Raw genomic sequence first — 23,177 nt, 5'->3', positions numbered from 1 at the left:
CCATGACCGACACCCTCGCCACCGGAACGGCACGTACCGACCGGGAACGGGTGCTGGGCCGGCGCCGGGAACGCACCGGCCCCGGCGGTGACCCGATCGCACCCGGTACGCCGGAGCCGCGGCAGCCGGAGACCGCGTCCACCGACGCCTCGGGCGTGGTACTGGACTGCGGCTGGGGCCGGCTGGTGTTCGGGCAGACGTTCGACGACCAGGTGCACGTGGCCGACGTGCTGCGCTCCGAGGCGGTCGGCGCCCGGGACATCTGCATCTACCTGCGCGACCCGCACGTGCTGGTGTCCCGGCTGCCGGACGAACTGTTCATCGACCCGTCGCTGACGTACCGGCTGCCGCTGGGCGAGAAGCGGCCCGCCGCCACCGAGGGCGGCGAGGTGCCCGGGCTGACCGTCCGGCCGCTGCGGGACGCCGCCGACGCCGAGGCGGTGAACCGGATCTACGCGCGCAACGGCATGGTCACCGCCCCGGTCGAGGTGCTGGTGGACAACGCCGGCACGGACCGGTTCCTGCACCTGGTGGCCGAGGACACCACCGGTGAGGTGGTCGGCACCATCACCGGCGTGGACCACGTCGCGGTCTTCGGCGACCCGGAGGACGGCGCCAGCCTGTGGTGCCTCACCGTCGACTTCAACACCGCCCCGCCCGGCACCGGGCAGGCGCTGCTGACCGCGCTCGCCGACCGGCTCGACGAGCGCGGCCGGGCGTTCGTCGACCTGTCCGTGCTGGCCGAGAACTCAGGCGCGATCCGGCTGTACGAGCGCCTCGGCTTCCACCGCACCGGCACGCTCTGCGTGAAGCGGAAGAACCCGATCAACGAGCGCCTGTTCCTGCCCGCCATGCCCGAGGGGTACGACGAGCTGAACCCGTACGCGAAGATCGTCGCGGACGAGGCGATGCGCCGCGGCATCCGGGTCGAGGTGACCGACCCGCACTGGGGTGAGCTGAAGCTGACCACCGGCGGCCGGACCATCCACACCCGCGAGTCGCTGTCGGAGCTGACCTCGGCGGTGGCGATGAGCCGCTGCGACGACAAGCGGGTGACCCGGCGCATCCTCACCGAGGCGGTGCTGTCGGTGCCGCGCGGGCGCACCGCCACCGGTGAGCCCGACGACGTGGCGTTCCTGAACGACGTGGGTCCGGTGGTGGTCAAGCCGGCGCGCGGCGAGCAGGGCAACGGCATCACCGTCGGCGTGCGTACGCCGGAGGCCCTGGCCGCCGCCGTCGAGCTGGCCCGCCGGTTCTGCCCGGACGTGCTGATCGAGGAGCTGCGCGCGGGCGAGGACCTGCGGGTCGTGGTGATCGACCACGAGGTGGTCGCCGCCGCGGTGCGCCGGCCGGCGCAGATCACCGGCGACGGGGTGCACGACATCACCGAGCTGATCGAGCGGCAGAGCCGGCGCCGGGCGGCAGCCACCGGCGGCGAGTCCCGCATCCCGGTCAACGACATGACCCGTGAGGTGGTGGCGGAGGCCGGGTACCGGATGCACGACGTGCTCCCGGAGGGCGAGGTGCTGGCGGTCCGGCGGACGGCCAACCTGCACACCGGCGGCACGATCCACGACGTGACAGCCGAGTTGCACCCGGCGATCGCCGAGGCGTGCGTCACGGCGAGCCGGGCGCTGGACATCCCGGTCACCGGGCTGGACCTGCTGGTCCCCGCCCCGGACCGGCCGGAACACGTGTTCATCGAGGCGAACGAGCGGCCCGGACTGGCCAACCACGAGCCGCAGCCGACCGCCGAGCGCTTCGTCGACCTGCTCTTCCCGGGTACCCGGGCACCGCAGCGACTCTGGTCGCCGGCCGGTGCGGCAGGCTCTGGGGCATGACCGCACGCGAACCCCAACCGCTCAAGCTCGACCTCGACTACCTCCGCCAGGTGCTGGTGGAGCTGCTGGAGATCCCCAGCCCGTCGGGGCGCACCGACCACATCCAGCAGTACGTGGGCGAGCGGCTCTCCGCGATCGGGATCAGCTCCACGCTGACCCGTCGCGGGGCGCTGAGCGCCTGCCTGCCCGGCCCCCGGTCGACCGGCGCCGACCGGGCCGTGGTGGTGCACACCGACACCATCGGTGGCATGGTGAAGCGGCTCAAGGAGAACGGCCGGCTGGAGGTCAACCCGATCGGTACGCACAGCGCCCGCTTCGCCGAGGGCGCCCACGTGCGGATCTTCACCGACGACCTGGAGCGGATCGTCACCGGCCAGGTGCTGCCGCTGAAGGCGAGCGGCCACCGCTACAACGAGGCGGTCGACCTCCAGGGCGTCGGCTGGGAACTGGTCGAGGTGCGGGTGGACGAGCCCGTGCACGACGAGGCCGGGCTGCGGGCGCTCGGCATCGACGCCGGGGACTTCGTCGCGTTCCTGCCCGACCCGACCATCACCCCGAACGGGTACGTCAAGTCCCGGCACCTGGACGACAAGGCGGGCGTGGCGGCGGTGCTGACCGCGTTCAAGGCGATGGTCGACGCCGGGATCACCCCGGCGGTCACCGCGCACCTGCTGGTCACCGTCACCGAGGAGATCGGCCACGGCGCCAGCCACGGGCTGGACCCGGACGTCGCGGAGATCGTCTCGGTGGACGCGGCGGTGGTCGCGCCGGGCCAGCAGTCCCGGGAGACTGCGGCGACGCTGGCGATGGGCGACGGGGTCGGCCCGTTCGACTACCACCTGACCCGCAACCTCGCCTCGATCGCCAAGGAGCACGGCGTCGACCTGGTCCGGGACGTGTTCGACTACTACCGCTCGGACGTGGCGGCAGCGGTCGAGGCCGGGGCGCACGCCCGGGTGGCGCTGCTCGGGTTCGGCGTGGACGCCACCCACGGCCACGAGCGCACCCACCTCGACGGCCTGCACCAGCTCACTCAGCTGCTCTGCCTCTACCTCCAGAGCCCACTGGTCTTCCCGGAGTGGGACGCCGAGCCGGAGGGCGACCTGGCTGACTTCCCGTCGCTGGCCGTGCAGCCGGCGAACGAGGACGGCCCGCGCGAGGGCCCGATCGGCCTGGACTGACGCCTGTGATCGAAATCCGTTGCCGCGGCCGCCGCGAAGTGGATAGCGTGGCGGTACACGGGAAAGGAGGTGGTCCAGACTTGTATAGCAATCGGACTCGTGAGGTGGCTGTCCGCTAGCCGCTGTCCTCGACAGTGAAAACTCGCCCGCCGCGAGGCGGGCACCTGCAGGATCGTCGAGACCGTGTGGCAGCGGTGCGGCGAAACCACGACAGCCACCCGACCCCCGGGGTGCCGGCCCAGTCCAGCCGGCCCGCGCGCGAGCGCGGAAGCCCCGGGGGTCGCTTTTTGCCTTCCGGAGGATGCCGTGTCCATGCGTGAGCTGGTGGTGCTCGGAACGGCCAGCCAGGCCCCGACCCGGCAACGCAACCACAACGGTTACCTGCTGCGCTGGGACGACGAGGTGATCCTCTTCGACCCGGGCGAGGGCAGCCAGCGGCAGATGCTGCACACCGGGGTCACCGCCACCGACCTGACCCGGATCTGCGTCACCCACTTCCACGGCGACCACTGCCTCGGCCTGCCCGGCATGATCCAGCGGCTCTCGCTGGACCGCGTACCGCGCCCGGTGGCGGTGCACTTCCCGGCCGGCGGCGCCGAATACTTCGCCCGGCTGCGGCACGCCTCCAGCTTCCACGAGACCGCCGAACTCGCCGTCGAGCCGATCGACGCCGACGGGCAGCGGATCACCCTGGGCATCGGCACGCTGGAGGCCCGCCGGCTGCGGCACCCGATCGAGACGTACGGGTACCGCCTGGTCGAGCCGGACGGCTGCCGGATGCTTCCGGAGCGGCTGACCGCGTACGGCATCGCCGGTCCGGACGTGGGGCGGTTGCTGCGCGACGGGCACCTGGACCGCGACGGACGCCGCGTGACCCGCGACGAGGTGAGCGTGACCCGGCCGGGGCAGCGGTTCGCGTTCGTGATGGACACCGGGCTCTGCGACGGCGTGTACGCGCTGGCCGAGCACGCCGACCTGCTGGTCATCGAGTCGACGTTCCTGGAGTCGGAGGCGGCCCTCGCCGCCGAGGTCGGGCACCTCACCGCCGGCCAGGCCGCGCGGGTGGCGGCCGAGTCGGGGGTACGGACGCTCGTGCTCACCCACTTCTCCCAGCGGTACGCCGACCCGCGCCGCTTCCACGACGAGGCCCGGGAGCACTTCTCCGGTGATCTGGTGATCGCCGAGGATCTTCAGACGGTACAGGTGCCGCCCCGGCGGGTACCGTCGCCCGGGTGACGATCTCCCTACGTTCCGCGACCGAGGCCGACGTGATGGCGGTCGGCGCCCTGCACCAGCGTTCACGGGCGGCGGCGTACTCGTCGTTCCTGCCGCCCGAGGCGCTGGCCGACCCGACGCCCGAGGCGATGGGCCGCTACTGGGTGGAGCGGCTGACCTGGGAGGGCTCCGACCACCGGATGACGGTGGCCGAGCGGGACGGGCGGCTGGTGGGCTTCAGCTACCTCGGGCCCGACGACGAGGGCGACCCGGCGACCGGGCTACTCAACGCGATCCACCTGGAGCCGTCCGAGCGGGGCCGGGGCACCGGCCGGGCGCTGATGGTGGACGCGCTCGACGCGATGCGGGCCCGGGGATGGAGGCGAGCGGTGCTGTGGGTGCTGCGGGACAACGGCGCGGCGCGCGGGTTCTACGAGCGCGGCGGCTGGGTCGCCACCGGTGAGCAGCGGGACGAGCACATCGGCCGGGTGCTCGTCCCCCAGCTCCGCTACGCCCGCCACTTGATGTAAGGAAGGGCCCCTTCTTAACGCCTCCGGTAGAGGAAGGGCCCCTTTTTAACACCGCCGCGGTGTTAAAAAGGGGCCCTTCCTTACAACGCGGAGGGTCAGCGGGCGCCGAGGTGGGCCAGCAGGTCCTGGCGGGTCAGCACGCCCTTGGGCTTGCCGTCGACCAGCACCAGCGCCGCGTCCGCCTTCTCCAGCAGCCCGACCGCCTCGCTCACCGGCTGCCCGCCGCCGATCATCGGCAGCGGCTCGCCCATGTGCCGCTCGATCGTGTCGTGCAGGTGGGCCTGGCCGGTGAACAGCGCGTCGAGCAGGTCCTTCTCGGCGATCGAGCCGGCCACCTCACCGGTCACCACCGGCGGCTCGGCCTTGAGCACCGGGAGCTGGGAGACCCCGTACTCGCGCATGTAGTCGATGGCGTCGCGGACCGTCTCGGTCGGGTGCACGTGCACCAGCTCGGGCAGGCCACCGGGCTTGCCGGTGAGCGCGTCGGCGACGGTCGGCTCGGTGCCCGAGTCGTCAAGGAAGCCGTACCGGGCCATCCACTTGTCGTTGAAGATCTTCGACAGGTAGCCCCGGCCGCCGTCCGGCAGCAGCACCACGATCACGTCGTCCGGGCCGGCCTTGCGGGCCACCTCCAGCGCGCCCACCACGGCCATGCCGCAGGAGCCGCCGACCAGCAGACCCTCCTCGCGGGCCAGCCGGCGGGTCATCTCGAAGGACTCCTTGTCCGACACCTCGACGATCTCGTCGGCGATCCCCCGGTCGTACGTCTCCGGCCAGAAGTCCTCACCGACGCCCTCGACCAGGTACGGCCGGCCGGTGCCGCCCGAGTAGACCGAGCCCTCCGGGTCCGCGCCGATCACCTTGACCCGGCCCTCGGACGCCTCCTTGAGGTAGCGGCCGATGCCGGAGATGGTGCCGCCGGTGCCGACGCCCGCGACGAAGTGGGTGATCCTGCCCTCGGTCTGCCGCCACAGCTCCGGGCCGGTGGTCTCGTAGTGCGAGCGCGGGTTGGCCGGGTTGCTGTACTGGTTGGGCTTCCACGCGCCGGGGATCTCCCGGGCCAGCCGGTCGGAGACGTTGTAGTAGGAGCGCGGGTCCTCCGGCGCGACGGCGGTCGGGCAGACCACCACCTCGGCGCCGTACGCGCGCAGCACGTCCTGCTTGTCCTGGCTGACCTTGTCGGGGCAGACGAAGACGCATCGGTAGCCCTTGAGCTGGGCCACCAGGGCCAGCCCGACGCCGGTGTTGCCGCTGGTCGGCTCCACGATCGTGCCGCCCGGCCGCAGGATGCCCGCCTTCTCGGCGTCCTCCACCATGCGCAGCGCGATCCGGTCCTTGACCGAGCCGCCCGGGTTCACGTACTCCACCTTCGCCAGCACGGTGGCCTGGATGCCCTCGGTGACGTTGCGCAGGCGTACCAGCGGGGTGTTGCCGATCAGCTCGACGACGTTGTCGTAGTACTGCACCTCGTTGTGCCCTTCGTCGCGCCGCCGTCGTGGGGCGGTCGGTCAGCCGTCAGTTCGCCGACCAGCGTACGTGCCGTCAGGGCACCGCATGCCCGGGGATGACGGAGCTGCGACGTGCCTCCCACTCCAGGAACCGCTCGGTCTCGGCGAGCACGCTGCCGGCCAGCCAGGTGACCATGACCGCGTCGTCGGCCAGCCCGAAGATCGCCAGCGGGATCTCCGGCAGCAGGTCGATCGGGGAGACGATGTACGCCGTCGCCCCGGCCATCAGCGCCAGGCGCAGGCCGCCGTCGTACTCGCCCCGGGTGGTCGCGCGGACCATCCGCGGCAGCGCCGCCAGCCGTGCCCCGAGCGACGGCCCGCCCCGCGTACCAGCCGCCAGCGCCCGGGCCAGCGCCGCGAACGCGGCGCTGCGCTTCAACGTCTTCCCCATGATGTCGCCCCTCTCCGCTCGACCATGGTGCGGCCCGATGGCAAGTCCATGTCCGCTGCCCCCATCGGTACCCAGTCCGGGCACCGCCCAGCCATCCGATCAAGGACAGCAGTGGTCGTACCGGCGCGATACTGTCGGTTCATGGGGGACGCTGGTTCCGTCGCGCCGGTCCGCCGGCAGCGCGCCCGGCAGATCGCCCGCCTCGCGGCGATCGGCACGGGCGCCACGGTGGCGGCCACCGCCGCCACCGGTGGGGTGCTGCTCGGCCAGGCCCGGCAGGCCCGCCGCACCATCCCGATGGCGCAGGCCCCGCCGCCGCGCTGTGACGGTGTGTACGGCGCGAGACTGCCCGGCCCGCCGATCACCATGGTCATCCTGGGCGACTCCTCAGCGGCCGGGTACGGCGTGCACAGGCGCCGGGAGACACCGGGCTCGCTGCTGGCCACCGGGCTGTCCCGCCGCCTGCACCGGCCGGTCCGGCTGCACCGGTTCGCCGTGGTCGGCGCGTTGTCGTCAGGGCTGAAGCCGCAGGTCGAGTCCGCCCTGGAGGTCGCGCCGGATGTCGCAGTGATCCTGGTCGGCGGCAACGACGTCACCAACCGCTCACCGTTCTCGGTAGCGGTGCGATACCTGGTCGACGCGGTCCGCACGCTCCGAGCGGCCGGCTGTGAGGTGGTCGTCGGCACCTGCCCCGACCTGGGCACCATCCGGCCGATCCAGCCGCCGCTGCGCTGGCTGGCCCGGCGCTGGAGCCGCCAGCTCGCCGCCGCGCAGACGGTGGGCGTGGTCGAGGCCGGCGGCCGTGCCGTCTCGCTCGGCGACATGCTCGGGCCGCGGTTCGCCGCCGACCCCGGGCGGATGTTCGCCTGGGACCGGTTCCACCCCTCCGCCGAGGGGTACGCGATAGCCGCGGCGGCGTTGCTGCCCACCGTGCTGTCCGCGTTGGGCGCGGTCCCGGAACGCAGGCCTGTCCTGCCCGGCGTGGAAGGCGTACGGTCGCTCCCGGAGGCCGCCCACCAGGCGGCCCGGCACGCCGGCACGGAGGTCAGCGGCGCCCAGCTCCGGGGTCGTGACCGCGGGCCGGGCGGGCGGTGGGCGCAGCTTCGCCGGCGGGCCTTCTTCGGCGTCGGCGCGGTGCCACCGACCGGCAGCGCCGCCGACTCGGCAACGCTGGAGGGAACGGCATGAGCGAGCGCAGCGAGCGAATCGGCCGGGAGGTGACGGCATGAGCGAGCGTGGTGAGGTGGCCCGGTGGGGCCGGGCCGCGGCCCTGTCGCTGCTCGCCGGCACTGTCGGCGGCGCGGCGGTCCTGGCCGGCCAGGCCATCGCCGCCCGGACCCGCGAGTACGCCCAGCCCGAGCTGGGTCTGGTGCTGCGCGCGACGGTCGGACGCGCGGACGCGCCGCCGCTGCGGCTGGTGCTGCTGGGTGACTCGTCGGCGCTCGGTGTGGGCGTCGACCGGTTCGAGGACACCATCGGCGGTCAGCTCGCCAACCTGCTCGCGGAGGGGCCGACCGGCCGCCGGGTGCAGTTGTCCAGCGTGGGGGTCTCCGGCTCGCGCGCCACCGACCTGGCGACCCAGGTGGCCCGGGCGTTACTCGGCGAGCGGCCGGACGTGGCGGTGGTGCTGATCGGGGCGAACGACGCCACCGCGATGTCCCGGCCCGGCGACGCGGCGGCCTATCTCGGTTCGGCGGTACGCCGTCTGCGGGAGGCGCACGTCGAGGTGGTGGTGGGCACGTGCCCCGATCTCGGGGCGGTACGCGCTGTCGCCACACCGCTGCGTCAGGTGCTGGGCTGGTCCGGGCGGCGGATGGCGCGGGCCCAGACGGCGGCCGTGCTGGACGCCGGCGGAACCGTCGTCGATCTGGGCACCGAGACCGGTCCGGTGTTCCGCGCGGACGCGGGCACGCTCTGCCACGACGGCTTCCACCCGTCGGCCGACGGGTACCGGGTCTGGGCGCACGCCCTGCTCCCGGCGGTCGAGGCGGCCGCTGCCGTCGCGTTCCGGCATCACCGGCAGCCGCCCACGGGGTGACATTTCCCGCCCGCCTCGCGGCTTCCCGGGCATGTTACTCGCGCGTTAACGTTGGTTCATGCCGATTGAGTCGCCCCGCGACGCCGTCATCGTCGCCACCGCCCGGTCCCCCATCGGCCGCGCGTTCAAGGGTTCCCTCCGCGAGGTCCGCCCGGACGACCTCGCCGCCACCATCGTCCAGGCCGCCCTCGACAAGGTCCCGGCGCTCGATCCCACCACCATCGACGACCTCTACCTCGGGTGCGGTCTGCCCGGCGGTGAGCAGGGCTTCAACATGGCCCGGGTGGTCGCCACCCTGATGGGCCTCGACGGCCTGCCCGGCGCCACGCTGACCCGCTACTGCGCGTCCTCGCTCCAGACCACCCGGATGGCGATGCACGCGATCCGGGCCGGTGAGGGTGACGTGTTCGTCTCCGCCGGCGTGGAGATGGTCTCCCGGTACGCCCGGGGCAACTCGGACACGCTGCCGCCGGAGGCGCAGGCGCTCGTCGGCGGCGGCTGGGAGAACCCCCGCTTCGCCGAGGCACGGGAGCGCTCCACGGCCCGCGCCCAGGGCGGTGCCGAGGTGTGGACCGACCCGCGCGAGGCCGGGCAGCTCCCCGACATCTACCTCGCCATGGGGCAGACCGCCGAGAACCTGGCCCAGGCGTACGACGTGACCCGCGAGGACATGGACGCGTTCGGCGTCCGCAGCCAGAACCTCGCCGAGAAGGCGATCGCCGACGGCTTCTGGGCCCGTGAGATCACCCCGGTCACCACGCCGGACGGCACGGTGGTCAGCACCGACGACGGCCCGCGTGCCGGGGTGACCCTGGAGGCCGTGGCCGGTCTGAAGCCGGTGTTCCGCCCGGACGGCCGGATCACCGCCGGCAACTGCTGCCCGCTCAACGACGGCGCCGCCGCCGTGGTGATCATGAGCGCGCAGCGCGCGTCCGAGCTGGGGCTCACCCCGCTGGCCCGGATCGTCTCCACCGGTGTCACCGCACTCTCTCCCGAGATCATGGGCCTGGGTCCGGTCGAGGCGTCGAAGCAGGCGCTCAAGCGCGTCGGCATGACCATCGACGACGTCGACCTGGTCGAGATCAACGAGGCGTTCGCCGCCCAGGTGATCCCCTCGTACCGGCAGCTCGGCATTCCGGAGGAGAAGCTGAACGTCGCCGGTGGCGCGATCGCCGTCGGCCACCCGTTCGGCATGACCGGCGCCCGGATCACCGGCACGCTGCTGAACGCGCTGGAGTGGCACGACAAGACCATCGGTCTGGAGACCATGTGCGTCGGCGGCGGCCAGGGCATGGCGATGGTGCTCGAACGACTGAGCTGAGACCGGTTCGCCGGTGCGCGGGCCGGGTACGGGAGGCCGCATGGCGACCGTCGTGGAACGTGAGCGCAAGTACTCCGGCGACGAGGGTTTCCGGCTGCCCGACCTGACCGGGTGCGGTGGCGTCGTGACCATGTCCGACGCCACCGTCTCGGATCTGGACGCCGTCTACTGGGACACCGACGACCTGCTCCTGCTGCGCAGCGGGCACGCGCTGCGCCGGCGTACCGGCGGGCACGACGCGGGCTGGCACCTCAAGGTGGGCGCGGTCGGTGGCGCCCGGGTCGAGCACCAGTTCCCGGCCGGGGCGTCCGACGACGGCCCGCCGCCCGAGCTGGTCGCGCTGATCCGAGGCGCGTCGCGCGGTCGCCCTGTGGCTCCGGCGGCCCGGGTCGTCAACCACCGCCGGGAACACCGGCTGCTGGGCGCGGACGGCCGGGTGCTGGCCGAGGTGGCCGAGGACGACGTCCGGTCCGAGGATCTGGTGGACGGCACCGCGCGGACCTGGCACGAGATCGAGATCGAGCTGGTCGAGGGCGACGATGCGCTGCTCGACGCCCTCGGGGAGCGGCTGCGCGCGGCAGGCGCCCGTGAGGTGGCGGTCAGCAAGTCGCACCGGGCCGTCGCCGGCCGGATCGAACGCTTCGACGACCGGGAGGCGGACGGCCCGGCGGGACCGGTCCTGGAGTACGTCAGGGCACAGCGGGACGCGATCGTCGGCAACCACGCGGCCGCGTACCAGGGGAACGAGGACGCGGTCCACGACATGCGCGTGGCGACCCGGCGGTTGCGGGCGACCCTGCGTACCTTCCGGGGGTTGTGGGACCGCCGGGAGAGCGAGGCGGTCCGGGCCGAGCTGCGCCGGCTCGGCGCCGAGCTGGGCCGGGTCCGCGACACCCAGGTGATGGCCGCCCGGCTCACCGAGGCGGTGCACGAGCTGCCGGACGAGCTGGTGCTCGGCCCGGTCGCGGCGCGCATCGGCGAACGGTTCGCCGCCGACCGGGCCGAGGCGACCACCGCGCTGCGGGCCGCGCTGGACTCCGACCGCTATCCCGCCCTGCTGACCCGCCTGGATCGGCTGGCCGACGCCCCGCCCGCCGACGTCGGCCGGCGCTGGGTGGACCGCCGGATCCGCAAGGCGGTGCGCCGTGCCGACACCCGGCTGGACCGGGCGCTCGCCACCACCGGGCCGGACGGCGACGCCGCGCTGCACGAGGCGCGCAAGAAGCTCAAGGCCGCCCGCTACGCGGTCGAGGTGCGCGAGCCGGCCGCCGGCAAGCGGGCCGCCCGGCTGGTGAAGCGGTTCAAGGCGCTCCAGGATCTGCTCGGCACCCACCAGGACTCGGTGGTCACCCGGGAGGTGCTGCGGCGGCAGGCGCTCCAGGCGTACGCCGACGGCGAGAACACGTTCACGTACGGCCTGCTGCACGCGAGGCAGGCGGAGGCCGCCGGCCACGACCGCCCGCGGTCCTGCGGGCCCGCGACCGCTCAAGACACCGCAAGGTCCGCCGCTGGCTGAAGCCCTGACCACCCTCCCCTTCTCCGTCGATCATGAGGTTGGCGGGGATCGACGCCCGTTTTGTCGCCGCCAACTTCATGATCGACCCGGCTGAGGGCGGGGGCTGGTCAGAGGGCGGTACGGGTTCGGGTCACCGCGTCGGTGGCGGCGGCCAGGACCTGGTCCGGGGGGTCGGCGAGGGTCAGGTCGGCGGTGACCACGCGGAGCTGGTCGGGCAGGGCGAGGTCGCTGGGGAGACGGGGCACGTCGCGGCGCGGCTCACCGGCCGCGTCGGCGGCCAGGTTGGCGATCTCCTGGACCAGCTTGTGCACCAGGTCGGCCCGGGACACGTTGCCGCCGTCCGCCTTGGCCGACCAGCGCGGCTGCTGCCAGTGCCCGACCTGTCGGACCAGCAGGGTCACCGCCCGGTCCAGTTCCGCTGCGCTCATCGCCGCCGAGTCTACGGTCAGCGGCGTACGTAGCTGAGCAGGCGGAGGATCTGCCAGTACAGGAAGATCAGCCCGACCAGCAGACCGAAGGCGCAGTACCAGGCGTAGCGGCGGGGCAGCCGGTTCGCGGCCGACCGTTCGACCAGGTCGAAGTCGAGGATGAAGCTGAGCGCGCCCGCGATGATCGCCACCACCGAGAACAGGTACGGCAACCAGCCCACCCGGTCACTGAGGCTGTAGACGACCACCCCCTGCCGCCCGGTGAACAGGTAGGCGAACAGGTTGACCAGGCCGATCGCCACGATCCCGACGAGCGTGCCGATGACCAGCCGGGCCAGGCGCGGGGTGGCGCGGACCAGCCGGGCCCGGTAGAGCACCGCCATGCCGAGGAAGACGCCGAACGTGCCGACCACCGCCTGCGCCACGATGCCCGGATAGACCAGTTCGAAGGCGCGGCTGGCCACCCCGAGCAGCAGGCCCTGGAGCACCGCGTACCCGACGACGACCGGCGGGCTGGTGATCTGCCTCAGCGAGATGACGAGCACCAGGGCCAGGCTGGCCAGCGCGCTCCCGGCGAGCGCGGCGGAGATCCACGCGGCCTGCGGCACCACCACCCAGGACACCGCCGCCGTGACGCCGGTGACCAGCAGCAGGCCCACGGTCCGGCTGACCACGTCGGCGACAGTCATCGTGTCGGCGGTCCCGGCCCCGAGCACCTGCCGCTCGGTACGGCCGACGTCGTCCAGCCGGTCCAGCACCGGGTTGGCACTGCGCACCGTGACCACCTCCCGCCCACGTACCCGGATTCCACTCTGCCCCGGGCGGCCCGGCGGGGGCGGGGAAACGGCGACGCCCGCCGCCGCGGATGCGGCAGGCGGGCGTCGTCGGGGAGGGCGTGATGTCAGTCGTCGCCCTGGAAGTAGCTGAGCAGCCGCAGGATCTCGATGTAGAGCCAGACCAGGCCGACCACGATGCCGAAGGCGGCGGTCCAGGAGTAGCGCTGCGGGAGGCCCATCCGGACCCCCTCCTCGATGTCGGCGAAGTTGAGCACGAAGCTCAGCGACGCCACCACGATGCAGACCAGGCTGAAGCCGATCGCGAGCGGGCTGCCGTCACGCAGGTGCGTGTTCACGCCGAACAGCGCCAGCACCAGGTTGACCAGCATCACGCCGAACAGGCCGGCCATGATCGCCACCATGATCCGGGCGAACTTCGGGGTGGCCCGGATGATCCGCGCCTTGTAGATCATCGCCATCAGGAAGAAGACGCCGAACGTGGCCACGACCGCCTGGAGCACGATGCCGTCGTAGAGCGACTCGAACGCCTTGCTGACCATGCCGACGAAGACGCCCTCGATGACCGAGTACGCCACGACGAGCGCCGGGTTGGCCATCCGCGAGAACGAGATGATCAGACCGAGCACCAGGCCGACCACCGCGGCGCCGATCCAGGCCACGCCGACGAGCGAGTCCGGCACGAGCACCCAGGCCGCCGCGGCCGAGGCGCCGAGGATGGCGAGCATGAGGACCGTCTTGACGACCACGTCGTCGAGCGTCATCGGGGTCACGGTGGGCGGGGCCACCGGCTGGCCGTAGCCGCCCGGGTAGGGCTGGGCGTAGGGCTGCTGGGGGTACTGCTGGGGGTATCCGGGCTGACCGTACGGCCCGGGCTGGGCGTACCCGGCCGCCCGCTCACGCTCTGCCGCCTGGCCGAGCCGGGCGAGCACCGGGTTCGAGGTCTTCACTTCTCAGGCCTCCCTCAGGGGGTCGATCGCACGAAAGACGTGCTACTCCAGGGTAGACGTGGGCGCAATCGCGCGCGCCACGGCTAGCTGTGGGAAACCTGAGAGTTCACGTGCCCGGGGCGGGGGTCGAACCCGCACGCCTTGCGGCAGCCGCTTTTAAGGCGGCCGTGTCTGCCGTTCCACCACCCGGGCGGGTGACACCGGCGCGTCGACACGCGGCGGTGCAGATCTCACCGTAGCGGCTCGGTCGCGACGCGGCGTACCCCGGCGGGTGCGGCCGTTATGGTCGAGGCCGTGACCAGCGCCGCCCGCCCGGCCCTCCGGCCCGATCACCGCCGGGCGGCCGGTCCGGCGGGGGTCACGCGGCGGGTGACGGCCGCCGTCCGGCGGCACCGCGCGGACCTGCTCGTGGCGCTGGCGTTCGTCGCGCTCGCCGCCTGGCTCACCCACGGCCTCTGGCCGGCGCCGGGCACGCGCGCACTCGCCCTCAACCCGGCGGACCAGACGCTTTACGAGTGGTTCCTGGCGCTGGACGCGCGTGCCCTGCGCGGCGAGCTGAGCCTGGTCACCGGCCGGTTGAACGCGCCGGACGGGGTCAACCTGATGGCGAACACCTCGGTCGTGGCGCTCGGCGTGCTGCTCGCCCCGGTCACGCTGGCGTTCGGGGCGCCCGTCACGTTCGCGCTGCTCGTCGCCGCGAACATGGCCGGTACGGCGCTCGCCTGGTACCTGCTGTTCACCCGCGTGCTGCGGGCCCGCCGGCTCGCTGCCGTACTCGGCGCGGCGCTCTGCGGTTTCGGGCCGGGCATGGTCTCGCAGAGCAACGGCCACCTGCACATGACCGCGCAGTGGCTGGTCCCGGTGCTGGTGTGGCTCGTGGTCCGGCTGCTGCGCGCCGCCGACCCGGCCGGTCGCCCGGACGGCCGGGACCGCCGCCGGACGGCCTCCTCCGCGGCCGGGCTCGCCGCTGTCGTCACCGTGCAGGTCTTCGTCGGCGAGGAGGTGCTGTTCTTCGCCGCGCTCACCCTGGCGGTGACCGCCGTCGCGTACGGGCTGGCCGACCGGGACCTGCTGCGCCGGGCCGGTTCCGGGTTCGCCGGTGGCCTGCTCGTCGCCGCCGGGCTGGCGCTGCCGGTGCTGGCGTACCCGCTGTGGGTGCAGTTCGCCGGCCCGCAGGGCGTCGCGGACGGCATGTTCCCACCCGCCTACTTCTCCGCCGACCTGATCGGCTGGACCCGCCTGTCCGCGCTGACGGTGTTCGGCAGCCCGGAGGCGGTACGGCTCACCACCGGTCCGGCCGAGTTCACCACGTTCCTGGGCTGGCCGCTGCTGCTGGTCGCCGCCGCCTGCGTGGTCTGGCTGGGGCGGCGGGCCCCGGTGGTGGCGCTCGTGGCCGGGGCGCTGACGATGGCCGCGCTGGCTCTCGGCCCGCAGGTGGTGGCGGGCGGTGAGCGGACCGGAATCCCCGGCCCGTACGCGCTGCTGGCCGGGCTGCCGGTGGTGGACGGCGCGCTGCCGATGCGTTTCGCGCTGGCGGTGCTGCCGCTCGTCGGCACCGTGCTCACCCTCGCCGTGCACCGGGCGCTCGCCGAACCCGGCCGGGCCCGCCGGCTCGTCCCGTTCGCGGCCGGCGCGGCGCTGCTCAGCGTCTTCCCCACGCCGCTGCCCACGATGGACCGGCCGTCACTGCCCGAGTTCGTCACCGGCGGCCACTGGCAGAAGTGCGTACGCCCCGGCGGGGTGCTGGTGCCGGTGCCCACCGCCACCCCGCAGGATCCCTGGCCGATGCGCTGGGCCACCGCCACCGGCGTCGCGTTCGCCATGCCGGAGGGCTTCTTCATCGGCCCGTACGGCCCGCACGGCACGGCCACCATGGGCACCTGGCAGCGTCCCACCTCGGCGCTGCTCGCCGACGTGGCCCGCCGGGGCGTGGCGCCCGCGATCGGTGACCGGCAACGCCGCCAGGCCGCCCGGGACGTCGAGTTCTGGCACGCCTCGTGCGTCGCGGTGACAGACGACACGCCGCACGCGGAGATGCTGCGCCGCACCGTGGAGCAGCTGTTCGGGCGGCCGGGTACGCGGCTCGCCGACGCCTGGACCTGGCGCTTCTGAGTCCGGACACGGCGAAGGGCCCCTCCCGTACGGGAAGGGCCCTTACGCGAAACGCGTCAGACGCGCGCGGCGACCGGCGGGGCGGACGCCTCGGCGAACTCCTCGCGCGGGTCGTGCAGCTGGCCCAGCGCGACCACCTCACGCTTGAGGAAGAACGCCAGCGTCCAGTCGACCACCACGCGCACCTTGCGGTTGAACGAGGGGATCCGCGACATGTGGTACGTCCGGTGCATGAACCACGCCGGCCAGCCGGTCATCTTGATGCCGTAGACCTGCGCCACGCCCTTGTGCAGGCCGAGGCTCGCCACGCTGCCGGCGTGCTTGTGCTTGTAGTCGACCGGCTCGCGCCCGCGGATCACGTTCGCGATGTTGTCGGCCATCCGCGCCGCCTGCCGCACCGCGTGCTGGGCGCTCGGCGAGCAGAAGTTACCCGGCTCCTTGGTCAGGTCCGGTACGGCGGCGCAGTCACCGGCGCTCCACGCGCCCTCGACCACCCGGTCGCCGTCCACGATCTGCAGCGTCGGCCGGCAGGTGACCCGGCGGCGCTCGTCACGCGGGAAGTCCGTCGCGTCGAGCATCGGCGACGGCTTCACGCCGGCGGTCCAGACGATGGTGTCGGACGGGAAGCTGTCGCCGTCGGAGAGCTTCACCACACCGTCGACGCAGGACTCCAGCCGGGTGTCCAGGCGGATGTCCATGTCCCGCTTCATCAGCTGCTGCACCGTGTAGGCGCCCATGTCCCGGTCGACCTCGGGCAGCACCCGCTGGGTGGCCTCGACGAGCACCCAGCGCATGTCCTCCGGCTTCAGCTCCGGGTAGTAGCGCAGCGCGTCCCGGGCCATGTCCTCCATCTCGGCGAGCGCCTCGATGCCGGCGTAGCCGCCGCCCACGAAGACGAACGTCAGCGCACGGCTGCGGACCGCCGGGTCGGTGGTGGAGGCCGCCACGTCGAGCCGGTCCAGCACGTGGTTGCGCAGGAAGATGGCCTCGCCGATGGTCTTGAACCCGATGCCGTTCTCGTGCAGGCCGGGGATCGGCAGGGTGCGGGAGACCGAGCCGGGGGCGACCACCACGTGGTCGTACTGGATCTCCCGGGCCGGGCCGCTGATCGGCTGCACCACGGCGGTCATGCGGTCGTGGTCGATCCGGGTGACGGTGCCCGCCACCACGGTGCACTTGCGCAACTCCCGCCGCAGCGGCACCACGGCGTGCCGAGGGGAGATGTTGCCCGCCGATGCCTCCGGGAGGAACGGCTGGTACGTCATGTGCGGCTGCGGGTCGACGACGATGACCTCCGCCTCACGCCTGCTCAGCTTCTTGGACAGGCGCAGAGCGGCGTACAGGCCCACGTGACCGGCACCCACGACAAGGATCCGCTTCGGGTTCACGTCATCTATCTTTCCCCGGGTGCTTCGGGTAATCCCGCGCGAGACCCCCTTCTGTGACGGAGCACAACCGGTGTGACCTGCGCAACGTCCCTGGAACGCTGGGTCACCTGCGCCGGAGCAGCCAGCCCAGCAAGCCGCTCAGCCCCACCGCCACCAGCAGTCCCGCCACTGTCGCGGCCTGGGAGCCGTCGGTGCCGCCCACTCCCCCGAGCCACGCCAGCACCACGCCGAGCACGGCGCTGGCGAGCACCACGCCGCCCGCCCGGCCCAGCCACCGCAGCACCACGTCCGGATCGATCAGCCCGTCGTAGGGCAGCAGCGCGGCCAGCGCGCACAGCGAGTGCGCCAGGTAGAGAAGCGTCGCCACGGCGAGCAGCCGCCACAGCGCCGGTGGCCGGTCGAAGCCGAGCGTGGCCAGCAGCCAGCCGCCGACTGTCACCAGCGAGGTGAACGTCGGCCAGATCCGGCGCGGCCCGGCCGCCGGGAGCACCGCGGCCACCGTCATGGCCAGCAGCGAGCGCGGGGTGAGGGCCTGCACCGGGTACGCGAGCAGGAAGCCGGCCAGCACGGTGAGGAAGATGCCGCCGCGGACGAGCAGCGGCAGCGGGCTGACCCGGGCGGCCGCGTACCGCAGCGCCCGCACCCGCTCGACCAGGGCGTCCGTCACTGAGCCGGCCTTTCGTTCGCGACTGCGGGACTCCGCTTCGCTGCGTTCCTCGCGCTCACCGCAGTCCTGCCTTCGGGGCGGTCGCCAGGCGGGCCACGTCGCGCAGCACCTCGTCCAGGCTGCCCGCGCCCGCCCAGCGCACCACCGGCACGCCGTGCTCGCGGAGCTGGCCGATCATCGTGTCCCGGTCGAGCCGCCACAGCCGGTACGCCACCTCGGCCCAGCCGCGCTCCTTCGGCACCGGCAGCTCGGCCGGCAGCGTGTCCACCGCCACCACGAACCGCCCGCCCCGGGCCAGCCGGGCCAGCATCTGCGCGGACCGCTCGTCGAGCAGCGGGGTGAGCACCACCACGAGCGCGTCCGAGGAGAGCACCTGCGGGCCGAACACCTGGTCGTACGGCTCGTGCGGGGACGTCGTGGCCTGCACGTCGAGCAGCCACTCCAGCACTGTGAGGTACTGCCGCCGACCGGTGGCCGGACGCAACCGGCGGGCGGCCGGGCCGTACTCCAGCATCGACACCCGGTCACCGCGGTGCAGGTAGTGCTCGGCGATCGCGGCGGCGGCCCGCACGGTGGTGTCCAGCACCGACGCGGTGCCGTTCACGCCACCGGAGCGCCCGGCCTCGGCCAGCACGTCCAGCAGCACCACCACCTCGGCGTCCCGGTCCGAGAGCGTGGCGGCGACGTGCAGTTGGCGGGCCCGCAGCGACACCCGCCAGTCGATCCGGCGCAGCCGGTCGCCGGGTGCGAACACGCGTACCCCGGCCAGTTCACCGCCCTCGCCCGGCCGCCGCGACCGGTGCGCACCGACCAGCCCGGCGGCCCGGGGCATCGCCTCGACCGCATCGAACGGTTCGGTACGCGGATAGACCCGGGCCCGGATCGGGTCGGTGATCACCGCGCGGGAGACCAGCAGCCCGTCGGCGGCGGCTACCCGCACCCCGGCCGGGCCGATCGGGTGCCGTCCCCACCGCAGGGCGGTGCCGGTCAGTTCCAGGTCGACGGCGCTGCCCGGGGGTACGGAGGTGACGAACGGGCGGTCCGCCCCGCCGGAGCGGCTCACGTCCAGCCCGGTGCCGCCGAAGCCGACCTGCTCCACCCGCAGCCAGCGCGACATCCGGGTCCGGACCACCGCCAGGTCGTACCCGATCAGGTCGGGATTGGCCACGGCGACGCTGGCGGCCAGCGGCGCGCCCTCGACCAGGTGGGTGTCCCCCACGCCCAGTTCCAGCTCGGGCAGCCCGGCGGGGCGGCGGCGCAGCGCGTACGCGGTCCCGAGCGCGAACGGCGTGGCGAGCACCACCAGGTCGATGCGGCCGAGCAGGACGGCCGCGACGAGCAGCACGCCGGTGAGCAGCACGGCCCGGCCGAGCGCCCAGGTGGGCGCCCAGCCGCTCGCCGCGTCGGCCCGGTCCATCAGCGTCCGGCGGCGTAGCTGGGCAGCGCGCCGCTGGCCGGGGCGGGCGTCGACTCCAGCACCTCGCCGACCACGAACGACGGGTCGACGCGGCGCAGCCACATCTCCGGCCGCAGCGTGATCCGGTGCGCCAGCGCGGGCGCCGCCACCGCCTTGACGTCCTCCGGCACCACGTAGTCCCGGTTGGCGAGCACCGCCCGGACCCGGGACAGCAGCAGCAGCGCCAGCGAGCCGCGCGGGGACGCGCCGACGAGCACCGACGGATGCTCCCGGGTGGCGGCGGTGAGCGCCACGATGTAACGGCCGACCGAGTCCTCGACCACCACGTCCTCCAGCGCGGCCTGCATGGCGCGCAGCGTGGCGGCGTCCACCACCGGCTTGATCTCCGCCTCCTCGCGGCGGCGGGCGATCCGGCGGCGCAGCACGTCCCACTCCTCGTCGTGGCTGGGGTAGCCGAACGAGACCCGCAGCAGGAACCGGTCGAGCTGCGCCTCCGGCAACGGGTACGTGCCCTCGTACTCGATGGGGTTCGCGGTGGCGAGCACGTGGAACGGCTCGTCCAGGCGGTAGGTCACGCCCTCCACCGAGACCTGCTTCTCCTGCATCGCCTCCAGCAGCGCCGACTGCGTCTTCGGCGGCGTCCGGTTGATCTCGTCGGCGAGCAGCAGGTTGGTGAACACCGGCCCGGCGCGGAAGGCGAAGTCGCCGCTGCTCTGGTCGTAGAGGAACGAGCCGGTCACGTCGGCGGGCAGCAGGTCCGGGGTGAACTGGAGCCGCCGGAAGTCCAGCCCGAGCGCCTGCGCGAAGCAGCGCGCGGTGAGCGTCTTGCCCAGGCCGGGCAGATCCTCCAGCAGCACGTGACCACCGGCGAGGATGCCGGCCAGCACCAGCTCCAGCGCGTCCCGCTTGCCGACCACGACGGTGCCGACCGCCTCCAGGACGGCCCGGGCGAGCCGGCCCACCTCGGCGGGGGCCATGCTCCGGTCCACGTCGTTCATCAGATCTTCTCCAGTTCGGCGACGATCGCCGCGAGGTCGTGCGGCGACGGGGGGCGGCGGACGGGGGTGGCGAGGAACGTCCACAGTGGCTCGCCGAGCACCGCCCGGGCGCGGGCCGGGTCGGACTCACGGGTGACGCCGTGGCGCTGGCGCAGCCGTTCGTCGGCCAGCTCGCCGAGGCGGGGCAGGATGCGCTCGTTGAACCGCCCCTGATCGCCACCGCACCAGTCCAGCGGGCGCTCCCAGCCGTTGATCGCGGCACGCAGCGCGTCCCGGGCGGACCAGTTCCAGGTGCCGGGCTCCTCGCCGGCGGGTGCCCGGGCGCCCGCGCGGGGCGGCGGCGGAGGCGAGAGCGCGGCGGTGACCCGGCGTACGGCGAGCACGGCGAGCACCCCGGCCACGATGATCCAGATCGGTACCTTCAGGCCGACCGCGCGCAGCCCGACCACGACCACGACGACGACGGCTGCGGTGACCGCGGCACTCCGCACCAGCAGGCGCGCCCGCCCGCCGCCCGAGGGCCGGACGTCCTCCCCGGCGGGCTCCTCGCCGAACGAGAGCAGGTCGTCGATGCTGGTGCTCACGACGCCTCCCCCGCCAGGCTGGTCAGCTCGCCGCGCAGCCGGCGCAGCGCGGCGCGGGCCTGGTCCCGGGTGTGCTCGTCGACCGGGTGCGTGGCGTACCGGGCCTCCCGGTAGACGTGCGCGAACCCGTCGAGCACGTCGGCGCTGGCGATCGCCGGGATACCGGCCGACGCGTCGCCGCGCAGCAGCCGGCCGACCAGGTCGGTCGGGGTGTCACCGGTGTGCCGGGGCACTCCCGCGTCCTCGGCGGCCTCCTCCAGGCGTACCCAGCAGGCGATGACGGCGGTCCGCGGGTCGGTGGATCGGTCGTCCAGTTCGACGAGTCCGGCGTCGAGCGCGGCCACCACCTCGCGGGCGGTCCCCTCAGCGGTACGCCTGGTGCGCCGCACCGGAACCGCGCGAGTAGTGCGCCGCAGCGCGCCCCGGAATACGGTCCACAGGACGTACCCGACGGCGCCCAGCACCACCGCGGACAGCAACACCACGGCGGCGGTGGCCAGCCAGCCCGGCACACCGCCCGCTGTGGACTCACCGACGTCGCGGGGTTCGACGGGGATCGACGGCACCGCCTCGGGCGACGGGTACTCCGGCACGTACGGGATGGTGTCGGCGACGGGCGGGATCCGGCTGGCCCCGATGGCGGAGTGCCCGGCGGCGAACGCGGCGAGCGCGAGCAGCACCGTCACCGCGGCGACCGGCCACCACCTGCGCAGTACGCCGAAATCCATCCCACCGCCTCAGGTGTTCCTCAGTCCACCCCGGCCAGGTCCTTCGCCCGGGTGAACACGTCGTCGAGCATCGCCGGTGTGAGCCGGCCGGTGAACGTGTTCTGCTGGCTGACGTGATAGCAGCCCAGCAACGCCGGCACCGACTCGCCGGACCAGTGTGCCCCATGACCGAACACCGGTCGCGGAGTGGGCGGTCGCTGCCCGTACACCTGGCGTAGCACCGGCCACCACGCGGCCCACGCGAACGCGCCGAGCGCGACCACGACGCGCAGCGTGGGCCGGATCAACTCGACCTCGCGGTGCAGCCACGGCGCGCAGGTGTCCCGCTCGTCCGGGGTGGGCTTGTTGTCCGGCGGCGCGCATCGCACGGCGGCGAAGATGCGGGTGTCGCGCAGCGTCAGGCCGTCGTCCGCGGACACGCTCGTCGGCTGGTTGGCCAGCCCGGCGCGGTGCAACGCGGCGAACAGCACGTCACCGGACCGGTCCCCGGTGAAGATCCGGCCGGTGCGGTTGCCGCCGTGCGCGGCCGGTGCCAGACCGAGGATCGCGATCCGGGCGTCCGACGGCCCGAGGCCGGGCACCGGCCGTCCCCAGTAGTCCTGGTCGCGGAAGGCCGCCCGCTTGACCCGGGCGACCTCCTCCCGCCACGCCACCAGGCGCGGGCAGGCGAAGCAGTCGCTGACCGCGCCGTCGAGGTCGGCCAGGTCGGCCGCCCGCGCGGCGCGGGCGACCACGTCCTGCGGGGTACGCGACTCAGCCAAGCTTCGCCCGGAACAGCTCCAGCGTGCGGGCCCAGGCGGTGGCGGCCGCCCGCTGGTCGTAGTGCTCGGGCCGGTCCTCGTTGAAGAACGCGTGCGAGGTGCCCGGGTAGTCGAACGTCTGGCAGGTGCCGCCGGCGGACTCGATGGACCGGCGTACGCTCTGCACCCCGTCGGCGGCGGACAGGCCGTCCGCCTCGGAGCAGTGGATGAGCGCTGCCTTCCCGGCGTAGTCGGCCCAGTCGGTGGCCATGCCCTCCCACGGCAGGCGCGGGTAGAACCCGGCGGTCGCGACGATGCGCTCGGAGAACGTGCCGGACCACAGGGCCAGGCTGGCGCCCGCGCAGAACCCGGCGCAGCCCACCTTGCCGGCGACCTCGGGGCGGCTCACCAGGTATTCGGCGGCGGCGGCGATGTCGCTGGCCGCCTCGTCCATCTGGGAGCTGTTCAGCATCAGCCGCGGCTCGGTCGGCTTCACGGCCGGTCCGCCGTGCCGGAAGTCGGGCGCGAGGGCGACGAAGCCGGCCTCGGCGAAGCGGTCCACCACGGCCCGGACGTGGGGCACCAGTCCCCACCAGTCCTGGATGACGATGACCGCCGGGCTGGCCGCACCGCCGGAGGGTATCGCGAGATACCCCTCGCTCGTCCCCCCGTTGCCGGTGAAGCTCACCATCTCGCCCATGGGCCCGTCCTCCTAGCGGTCAGTCATCATTGGCTGGTCGCCCAGTTGGCTGATACGTGCCGGTAGCGTGCCACGCCGTCACCGGCGCGGGGAAGACGGAACAACAGTGGCATTCACCTCCTGTTGAACC

The 23,177-nt window shown here is 73.6% G+C and carries 22 protein-coding genes and 1 tRNA gene; 9 read left to right on the top strand and 14 right to left on the bottom strand.

Going from position 1 to position 23,177, the window contains the following annotated elements; translation table 11 throughout:
* Window positions 1-2: 2 nt before the first annotated feature.
* The 4 genes from ngg to NMK34_RS05255 all read left to right on the top strand — a co-directional run bounded on the left by ngg (window position 3) and on the right by NMK34_RS05255 (window position 4,767).
* A complete protein-coding gene (ngg, locus tag NMK34_RS05270; protein ID WP_318332438.1) occupies window positions 3-1,841 on the top strand; it encodes an N-acetylglutaminylglutamine synthetase in 1,839 nt (612 codons plus the stop codon).
* Complete coding sequence (locus NMK34_RS05265; RefSeq protein WP_318332437.1) at window positions 1,838-3,022, top strand: osmoprotectant NAGGN system M42 family peptidase; 1,185 nt, start codon at window positions 1,838-1,840, stop codon at window positions 3,020-3,022. The genes ngg and NMK34_RS05265 overlap by 4 nt, the downstream gene beginning before the upstream one ends.
* Before the next feature lie 306 nt (window positions 3,023-3,328).
* Window positions 3,329-4,258 (top strand): ribonuclease Z, encoded by a 930-nt coding sequence (locus tag NMK34_RS05260; protein ID WP_091330183.1) that lies wholly within the window; start codon window positions 3,329-3,331, stop codon window positions 4,256-4,258.
* Window positions 4,255-4,767, top strand: coding sequence for a GNAT family N-acetyltransferase (locus NMK34_RS05255; protein ID WP_318332436.1), 513 nt, complete (start codon window positions 4,255-4,257; stop codon window positions 4,765-4,767). Before NMK34_RS05260 ends, NMK34_RS05255 begins: the two co-directional genes overlap by 4 nt.
* Before the next feature lie 95 nt (window positions 4,768-4,862).
* On the opposite strand, the gene NMK34_RS05250 is transcribed toward NMK34_RS05255, so the two are convergent.
* Together NMK34_RS05250 and NMK34_RS05245 are read right to left on the bottom strand one after the other, a co-directional pair.
* On the bottom strand, window positions 4,863-6,233 hold the full coding sequence (locus NMK34_RS05250) for a cystathionine beta-synthase (protein ID WP_318332435.1): 1,371 nt from the start codon (window positions 6,231-6,233) through the stop codon (window positions 4,863-4,865).
* A 76-nt stretch (window positions 6,234-6,309) separates the two neighbouring features.
* Window positions 6,310-6,666 (bottom strand): YkvA family protein, encoded by a 357-nt coding sequence (locus tag NMK34_RS05245; protein WP_318332434.1) that lies wholly within the window; start codon window positions 6,664-6,666, stop codon window positions 6,310-6,312.
* Window positions 6,667-6,807: 141 nt separating this feature from the next.
* Here NMK34_RS05245 and NMK34_RS05240 point away from each other — a divergent pair, with 141 nt between their 5' ends.
* From NMK34_RS05240 to NMK34_RS05225, 4 genes are read left to right on the top strand one after another with little or no spacing between them, the layout of a single operon-like run.
* Window positions 6,808-7,854 carry an SGNH/GDSL hydrolase family protein gene (locus tag NMK34_RS05240; RefSeq protein WP_318332433.1) on the top strand — a complete coding sequence of 349 codons (1,047 nt, stop codon included), beginning with the start codon at window positions 6,808-6,810 and terminating at the stop codon, window positions 7,852-7,854.
* Window positions 7,855-7,891: 37 nt separating this feature from the next.
* Window positions 7,892-8,704, top strand: a complete 813-nt coding sequence (locus tag NMK34_RS05235) for an SGNH/GDSL hydrolase family protein (RefSeq protein ID WP_318332432.1) — start codon at window positions 7,892-7,894, stop codon at window positions 8,702-8,704.
* Window positions 8,705-8,762: 58 nt separating this feature from the next.
* On the top strand, window positions 8,763-10,025 hold the full coding sequence (locus tag NMK34_RS05230; RefSeq protein ID WP_318332431.1) for an acetyl-CoA C-acetyltransferase: 1,263 nt from the start codon (window positions 8,763-8,765) through the stop codon (window positions 10,023-10,025).
* Between the two features lie 40 nt (window positions 10,026-10,065).
* On the top strand, window positions 10,066-11,541 hold the full coding sequence (locus NMK34_RS05225; RefSeq protein WP_318332430.1) for a CYTH and CHAD domain-containing protein: 1,476 nt from the start codon (window positions 10,066-10,068) through the stop codon (window positions 11,539-11,541).
* 107 nt (window positions 11,542-11,648) lie between these two features.
* Here NMK34_RS05225 and NMK34_RS05220 read toward each other — a convergent pair whose 3' ends face one another.
* The 4 genes from NMK34_RS05220 to NMK34_RS05205 form a co-directional block, all read right to left on the bottom strand.
* Window positions 11,649-11,969 (bottom strand): hypothetical protein, encoded by a 321-nt coding sequence (locus NMK34_RS05220; RefSeq protein WP_318332429.1) that lies wholly within the window; start codon window positions 11,967-11,969, stop codon window positions 11,649-11,651.
* A 17-nt stretch (window positions 11,970-11,986) separates the two neighbouring features.
* On the bottom strand, window positions 11,987-12,745 hold the full coding sequence (locus NMK34_RS05215; protein WP_318332428.1) for a Bax inhibitor-1/YccA family protein: 759 nt from the start codon (window positions 12,743-12,745) through the stop codon (window positions 11,987-11,989).
* Between the two features lie 125 nt (window positions 12,746-12,870).
* Entirely contained in the window at window positions 12,871-13,713 is an 843-nt protein-coding gene (locus NMK34_RS05210; RefSeq protein WP_318332427.1) for a Bax inhibitor-1/YccA family protein, read from the bottom strand.
* A gap of 111 nt (window positions 13,714-13,824) precedes the next feature.
* Window positions 13,825-13,905, bottom strand: a tRNA-Leu gene (locus tag NMK34_RS05205).
* 90 nt (window positions 13,906-13,995) lie between these two features.
* Between NMK34_RS05205 and NMK34_RS05200 the strand changes: the two genes are divergently transcribed.
* Entirely contained in the window at window positions 13,996-15,825 is a 1,830-nt protein-coding gene (locus NMK34_RS05200; protein ID WP_318332426.1) for a hypothetical protein, read from the top strand.
* A gap of 56 nt (window positions 15,826-15,881) precedes the next feature.
* On the opposite strand, the gene NMK34_RS05195 is transcribed toward NMK34_RS05200, so the two are convergent.
* The 8 genes from NMK34_RS05195 to NMK34_RS05160 form a co-directional block, all read right to left on the bottom strand.
* Window positions 15,882-17,213, bottom strand: a complete 1,332-nt coding sequence (locus NMK34_RS05195) for an NAD(P)/FAD-dependent oxidoreductase (protein ID WP_013284111.1) — start codon at window positions 17,211-17,213, stop codon at window positions 15,882-15,884.
* Window positions 17,214-17,316: 103 nt separating this feature from the next.
* On the bottom strand, window positions 17,317-17,880 hold the full coding sequence (locus NMK34_RS05190) for a hypothetical protein (RefSeq protein ID WP_318332425.1): 564 nt from the start codon (window positions 17,878-17,880) through the stop codon (window positions 17,317-17,319).
* A 55-nt stretch (window positions 17,881-17,935) separates the two neighbouring features.
* The gene (locus tag NMK34_RS05185; RefSeq protein ID WP_318332424.1) at window positions 17,936-19,297 is read right to left on the bottom strand and encodes a DUF58 domain-containing protein; all 1,362 of its coding nucleotides are present in this window, start codon (window positions 19,295-19,297) and stop codon (window positions 17,936-17,938) included.
* Window positions 19,297-20,295, bottom strand: coding sequence for an AAA family ATPase (locus NMK34_RS05180; protein ID WP_194798551.1), 999 nt, complete (start codon window positions 20,293-20,295; stop codon window positions 19,297-19,299). The genes NMK34_RS05185 and NMK34_RS05180 overlap by 1 nt, the downstream gene beginning before the upstream one ends.
* Complete coding sequence (locus NMK34_RS05175) at window positions 20,295-20,879, bottom strand: hypothetical protein (RefSeq protein WP_318332423.1); 585 nt, start codon at window positions 20,877-20,879, stop codon at window positions 20,295-20,297. Before NMK34_RS05175 ends, NMK34_RS05180 begins: the two co-directional genes overlap by 1 nt.
* Window positions 20,876-21,607: a DUF4129 domain-containing protein gene (locus NMK34_RS05170; protein ID WP_318332422.1), complete on the bottom strand. Its 732-nt coding sequence runs from the start codon at window positions 21,605-21,607 to the stop codon at window positions 20,876-20,878. The genes NMK34_RS05175 and NMK34_RS05170 overlap by 4 nt, the downstream gene beginning before the upstream one ends.
* A gap of 20 nt (window positions 21,608-21,627) precedes the next feature.
* Window positions 21,628-22,341 carry a uracil-DNA glycosylase gene (locus tag NMK34_RS05165; protein ID WP_318336276.1) on the bottom strand — a complete coding sequence of 238 codons (714 nt, stop codon included), beginning with the start codon at window positions 22,339-22,341 and terminating at the stop codon, window positions 21,628-21,630.
* Between the two features lie 19 nt (window positions 22,342-22,360).
* Window positions 22,361-23,047 carry a dienelactone hydrolase family protein gene (locus NMK34_RS05160; RefSeq protein ID WP_318332421.1) on the bottom strand — a complete coding sequence of 229 codons (687 nt, stop codon included), beginning with the start codon at window positions 23,045-23,047 and terminating at the stop codon, window positions 22,361-22,363.
* Between the last annotated feature and the right edge of the window lie 130 nt (window positions 23,048-23,177).

The sequence above is a fragment of the Micromonospora sp. BRA006-A genome (assembly GCF_033433935.1).
In the GTDB taxonomy this organism is placed as follows: domain Bacteria; phylum Actinomycetota; class Actinomycetes; order Mycobacteriales; family Micromonosporaceae; genus Micromonospora; species Micromonospora aurantiaca.
Note: the sequence above shows the minus strand (reverse complement) of the source record. Positions and strands in the feature narration are given on the sequence as shown.

Coding starts and splice junctions, on each gene's coding strand:
- NMK34_RS05170 (WP_318332422.1), bottom strand. CDS start 21,607: ATGGATTTCGGCGTACTGCGCAGGTGGTGGCCGGTCGCCGCGGTGACG.
- NMK34_RS05265 (WP_318332437.1), top strand. CDS start 1,838: ATGACCGCACGCGAACCCCAACCGCTCAAGCTCGACCTCGACTACCTC.
- NMK34_RS05240 (WP_318332433.1), top strand. CDS start 6,808: ATGGGGGACGCTGGTTCCGTCGCGCCGGTCCGCCGGCAGCGCGCCCGG.
- ngg (WP_318332438.1), top strand. CDS start 3: ATGACCGACACCCTCGCCACCGGAACGGCACGTACCGACCGGGAACGG.
- NMK34_RS05220 (WP_318332429.1), bottom strand. CDS start 11,969: ATGAGCGCAGCGGAACTGGACCGGGCGGTGACCCTGCTGGTCCGACAG.
- NMK34_RS05200 (WP_318332426.1), top strand. CDS start 13,996: ATGGTCGAGGCCGTGACCAGCGCCGCCCGCCCGGCCCTCCGGCCCGAT.
- NMK34_RS05160 (WP_318332421.1), bottom strand. CDS start 23,047: ATGGGCGAGATGGTGAGCTTCACCGGCAACGGGGGGACGAGCGAGGGG.
- NMK34_RS05245 (WP_318332434.1), bottom strand. CDS start 6,666: ATGGGGAAGACGTTGAAGCGCAGCGCCGCGTTCGCGGCGCTGGCCCGG.
- NMK34_RS05225 (WP_318332430.1), top strand. CDS start 10,066: ATGGCGACCGTCGTGGAACGTGAGCGCAAGTACTCCGGCGACGAGGGT.
- NMK34_RS05230 (WP_318332431.1), top strand. CDS start 8,763: ATGCCGATTGAGTCGCCCCGCGACGCCGTCATCGTCGCCACCGCCCGG.
- NMK34_RS05235 (WP_318332432.1), top strand. CDS start 7,892: ATGAGCGAGCGTGGTGAGGTGGCCCGGTGGGGCCGGGCCGCGGCCCTG.
- NMK34_RS05185 (WP_318332424.1), bottom strand. CDS start 19,297: ATGGACCGGGCCGACGCGGCGAGCGGCTGGGCGCCCACCTGGGCGCTC.
- NMK34_RS05180 (WP_194798551.1), bottom strand. CDS start 20,295: ATGAACGACGTGGACCGGAGCATGGCCCCCGCCGAGGTGGGCCGGCTC.